This is a genomic window from Pseudomonas sp. CG7 (genome assembly GCF_023701885.1).
Classification (GTDB): domain Bacteria; phylum Pseudomonadota; class Gammaproteobacteria; order Pseudomonadales; family Pseudomonadaceae; genus Aquipseudomonas; species Aquipseudomonas zanjanensis.
In genome coordinates this window covers 1-4,398 of record NZ_JABAEE010000157.1, presented here as the reverse complement: position 1 = coordinate 4,398, position 4,398 = coordinate 1, and the positions used below count along the sequence as shown (strand labels likewise).

Annotated in this window: 3 protein-coding genes; 2 read left to right on the top strand and 1 reads right to left on the bottom strand. The window is 64.6% G+C overall.

Features of this window, described 5'->3' with window-relative positions; genetic code table 11:
* Window positions 1-135: 135 nt before the first annotated feature.
* Window positions 136-1,149, bottom strand: coding sequence for an aldo/keto reductase (locus HGO40_RS30215; RefSeq protein ID WP_250966024.1), 1,014 nt, complete (start codon window positions 1,147-1,149; stop codon window positions 136-138).
* 393 nt (window positions 1,150-1,542) lie between these two features.
* Here HGO40_RS30215 and HGO40_RS30210 point away from each other — a divergent pair, with 393 nt between their 5' ends.
* Together HGO40_RS30210 and HGO40_RS30205 are read left to right on the top strand one after the other, a co-directional pair.
* Window positions 1,543-2,679 carry a glycerate kinase gene (locus HGO40_RS30210; protein WP_250966023.1) on the top strand — a complete coding sequence of 379 codons (1,137 nt, stop codon included), beginning with the start codon at window positions 1,543-1,545 and terminating at the stop codon, window positions 2,677-2,679.
* 267 nt (window positions 2,680-2,946) lie between these two features.
* Window positions 2,947-4,131, top strand: a complete 1,185-nt coding sequence (locus tag HGO40_RS30205; RefSeq protein ID WP_250966022.1) for a pyridoxal phosphate-dependent aminotransferase — start codon at window positions 2,947-2,949, stop codon at window positions 4,129-4,131.
* The last annotated feature ends 267 nt before the right edge of the window (window positions 4,132-4,398 follow it).

Below are 4,398 nucleotides of genomic sequence, written 5' to 3'. Positions count from 1 at the left end.
GCGCGCACCCGGGAGGGGGCGGGTCCTGGGGGCGTGGGCGAGGGCACCGGTGGCGCCGCCCCCGCGCCCCCTGAACGCCGGCCGCGCTGCGCAGCCGAGCGGGAGCAAGCTCCCTCGCCACGATGTCCGTGAATGTTAAGACGTACGCGGCACGCGCCCCGGCACGAAATGCCCCACATCATTGAACCCCGGCGTCGAAGCATGCCCCGGCGTCACCAGCGAGTCGATGAAGGCTTCATCTTCCGCGCTGATCTTCACTGCTTGCGCCTTGATGTACGAATCCCATTGTTCCTCGGTGCGCGGTCCGACGATGGCCGAGGTCACGGCGCTGTTGTTCAGCACCCAGGCGATGGCGAACTCGACGATGCCCACGCCTCGGCCCTGGGTGTACTGCAGGATTTGCTGGGCAATGCGCAGGGATTCGACCCGCCATTCGGTTTCCAGGATGCGTTTGTCCTGGCGACCGGCACGGCTGTTGGCGTCCGGCGCCACGTCCGGCGCGTACTTGCCGCTGAGCACGCCACGGGCCAGGGGGCTGAACGGCACCACGCCGAGGCCGTAGTTCTGGGCCGCGGTGATCTGCTCGGTTTCCGCCTGGCGGTTGACGATGTTGTACAGCGGTTGGCTGATCACCGGCCGGTCGATGCCCAGGCTGTCGGCGATCCGTATCACTTCGGCGATGCGCCAGCCACGGTAGTTCGACAGGCCCCAGTAGCGGATCTTGCCTTGGCGAATCAAGTCGCCAATGGCCGACACGGTCACGTGCAGCGGGGTGTTGTGGTCTTCGCGGTGCAGGTAATAGATGTCCAGGTAATCGGTGCCCAGGCGCGTCAGGCTGGCCTCGATGCCATTGAACAGATGCTTGCGGCTCAGGCCGCTGCGGTTGGGCACGCCGTCCGGCGGGCCGAAACCGACCTTGGTGGCCAATACCCACTCCTGGCGGCGACTGGCGATGGCCTCGCCGACGATTTCCTCGGAGCGACCGTTGGTGTAGACGTCCGCGGTGTCGATGAAATTGATGCCCTGGTCCCAGGCCTTGTCGATGATCCGCAGCGAATCCTCGGTGCTGGTCTGTTCGCCGAACATCATCGTGCCCAGGGTCAACGTCGAGACTTGCAACCCGGAATGGCCTAGCGTGCGGTAGCTCATGACAAGATCCTTTTATCCATGGGAAAGGTCCAATCAAATACCAGAACCGCCGCGTGGATCCAACCGATTTCTCAACCCCTCACCCATCAACTGTGGGCGCGAGCTTGCTCACGATAGCGTCAAGTCAGCCAGCATTTGTATCGACTGGTTCACCGCCATCGCGAGCAAGCTCGCTCCCACAGTGGGTCGGTGTTATATGCAGATCCTGAGTTTACGCAGGCCCATGTGGGAGCGAGCTTGCTCGCGATGAGGCCGGCCGCTTCAACCTGAATTTCCCTGGAAAACCGTTTTTTGTAATCTTGAACAATAATGCCTGGTGTCTTTTGTGCGGCGGACCGGCGTCACGGCTGCGGTCAGCTGCCAGCATGCAGAGCATCGGAACCGGAGAATAATATGAAAATAATCATCGCCCCCGACTCGTTCAAGGACAGCCTCAGCGCCCAGGGCGTCGCCGATGCCATCGCCCTGGGGCTGGCCGAGGTCTGGCCGGATGCGCAGTTGATCAAATGCCCGATGGCGGACGGCGGGGAGGGGACGGTGGAGTCGGTGTTGGCGGCCTGTCACGGTGAGTGGCGCCGCACCCGGGTCCGCGGTCCGTTGGGTGTCGCCGTCGATGCGCGCTGGGGCTGGTTGGCCGAGAGCCGCACCGCAATCATCGAGATGGCCGAGGCCAGTGGTTTGCAATGGGTGCCGCCGGGGCAACGCGATGCCTGTTCCAGCAGCACCTACGGCACTGGCGAGCTGATTCGCGCGGCCCTCGATGCAGGCGCCGGGCGGGTGATCCTGGCGATTGGCGGCAGTGCCACCAACGACGGCGGTGCCGGTGCGATGCAGGCCCTGGGCGTGGCATTGCTGGATGAGCAAAGCCAACCCCTTCCACCCGGAGGCCTGGCCTTGGCGAGCCTGTCGCGCATCGACCTGAGCGACCTCGATCCGCGCCTCGCCCAGGTCAGCTTCGAGATTGCCGCCGATGTCGATAACCCGTTGTGCGGCCCCCATGGCGCGTCTGTGGTTTTCGGTCCGCAGAAGGGCGCCACTGCCCAGCAAGTGCAGGCGCTGGACCAGGCCCTTGGGCATTTCGCCGAACAGTGCGCCCGGGCGTTGACCAAGGATGTGCGCGACGAGCCGGGCAGCGGCGCGGCCGGTGGCCTGGGCTTCGCGGCCAAGGCGTTCCTGGGGGCGCAGTTTCGTACCGGGGTGGACGTCGTCGCCCAGTTGACCGGGCTGGCCGAAGCGGTCAGCGGCGCCGACCTGGTGATTACCGGCGAAGGCCGTTTCGATGCCCAGACCCTGCGCGGCAAAACCCCTTTCGGCGTGGCCCGCATCGCCCGCCAACATGGCGTACCGGTGGTGGTCATTGCCGGCTCGCTGGGGGAGGGCTACCAGGCCCTGTATGAACATGGCATCGACGCCGCCTTCGCCCTGGCCAGCGGGCCGATGACCCTGCAAGAAGCCTGCACCGACGCCCCGCGCCTGCTGAGCGAGCGCGCCCGGGACATTGCTCGGCTTTGGCGGGTTGCCGCGCGGTAAGCTCGATAGGCACTTGAGAGCTGGGTGAACCTGTGGCGAGGGAGCTTGCTCCCGCTGGGCCTGTAGGAGCTGCCGAGCGAAGCGAGGCTGCGATCTTTCCCCCAGACGTTTGAGTCTTAAGTGAAAGATCAAAAGATCGCAGGCTTCGCCAGCTCCTACAGTACCCAGCGGGAGCAAGCTCCCTCGCCACAAAAGCGCTGCGAGGGTGGCGTGGTGTGTGATTTGAGATAGGGTTGAGGCTGGATATCGCGCAATCAGGAGAGATACATGCGCTTCTCAGCTTTGACCCAACGCATCACCGGCGAGGGTGCCGCCGCCTGGCAGATTCACGACCGGGCGCTGGCCATGCGCGAACAGGGCATGGATGTGTTGTTGCTGTCAGTGGGCGATCCGGACTTCGACACCCCGCGCGCCATTGTCGAGGCCGCCGTGGGCAGCCTGCGGGCCGGTGAGACCCACTATTCGGACATCCGCGGCTTGCACACCTTGCGGGCCAGCATTGCCCGGCGTCATCGCTTGCGCTGCGGCCAGCCGGTGGAGGCCGAGCACGTCGTCGTGCTGCCGGGCGCGCAATGCGCGGTGTATGCGGTCGCGCAATGCCTGCTCAACCCTGGCGACGAAGTCATCGTCGCCGAGCCGATGTATGTCACCTACGAAGCGGTGTTCGGTGCCTGCGGCGCGAAAGTGCTGCCGGTGGCGGTCCGCCCGGAGAACGGCTTTCGGGTCGAGCCGGCGGACGTTGCCCGTCTTGTGACCCCGCGTACCCGGGCGATACTGCTCAACAGCCCGAACAACCCATCCGGCGCCAGCCTGCCGATGTCTACTTGGCAAGCATTGGCGCGGTTGTGCATTGAACATGACCTGTGGCTGATCAGTGACGAGGTCTACAGCGACCTGCTCTACGACGGCGAACACATCAGTCCGGCCAGCCTGCCGGGCATGGCCGAGCGCACCGCGACGATCAACAGCCTGTCCAAATCCCACGCCATGACCGGTTGGCGGATCGGCTGGGTCGTTGGCCCCGAAGCCCTCACTGACCATCTGGCGAACCTGTCGTTGTGCATGCTGTTCGGCCTGCCGGACTTCGTGCAGCGCGCAGCCCAGGTTGCCCTGGAGCAGGAATTGCCGGAAGTCGCGCAGATGCATGAAGAATATCGCCAGCGCCGCGACCTGGTGTGCGCCATGCTCGGCGATTGCCCGGGGCTCAAGCCGGTGCGGCCCGATGGTGGCATGTTCGTGATGGTCGACATCCGCCCGACGGGCCTCGATGCTCAGGCGTTTGCCGAGCGCCTGTTGGACGATCACGGCGTGTCGGTACTGGCCGGCGAGGCGTTTGGGCCCAGTGCGGCGGGGCATATCCGCATCGGGCTGGTGGTCGATCAGCTGAAACTGGCGGATGCATGCCAGCGGATTGCCTCGTGTGCGGCGGACCTGCTACGGGCCCAGCGGTAAAGTTTTGTAGAGGCTGTGTGAAATTGTGTAAGGGTTTTGCTCGTGGATGAGCGGGGGCGTATATCCTTGGCAGCTTGAGATTTTCTGCGCTGGCGATATCGCCATCGCGAGCAAGCTCGCGCCCACAGGGTTTTGTGTCGTACCGAAGCCCCTGTGGGAGCGAGCTTGCTCGCGATGAGGCCCTGCCAGGCGGCGTTTTTCAAGGTAGTTGTCGCGTCACCGTTTTGTTATGCCACTTTTGCGATCACAGTAAGCTCTCTTTCAGGG

Bases quoted from the DNA above. Each gene is read 5' to 3' on its own strand.
- HGO40_RS30210 (WP_250966023.1), top strand. From the start codon at position 1,543: ATGAAAATAATCATCGCCCCCGACTCGTTCAAGGACAGCCTCAGCGCC.
- HGO40_RS30215 (WP_250966024.1), bottom strand. From the start codon at position 1,149: ATGAGCTACCGCACGCTAGGCCATTCCGGGTTGCAAGTCTCGACGTTG.
- HGO40_RS30205 (WP_250966022.1), top strand. From the start codon at position 2,947: ATGCGCTTCTCAGCTTTGACCCAACGCATCACCGGCGAGGGTGCCGCC.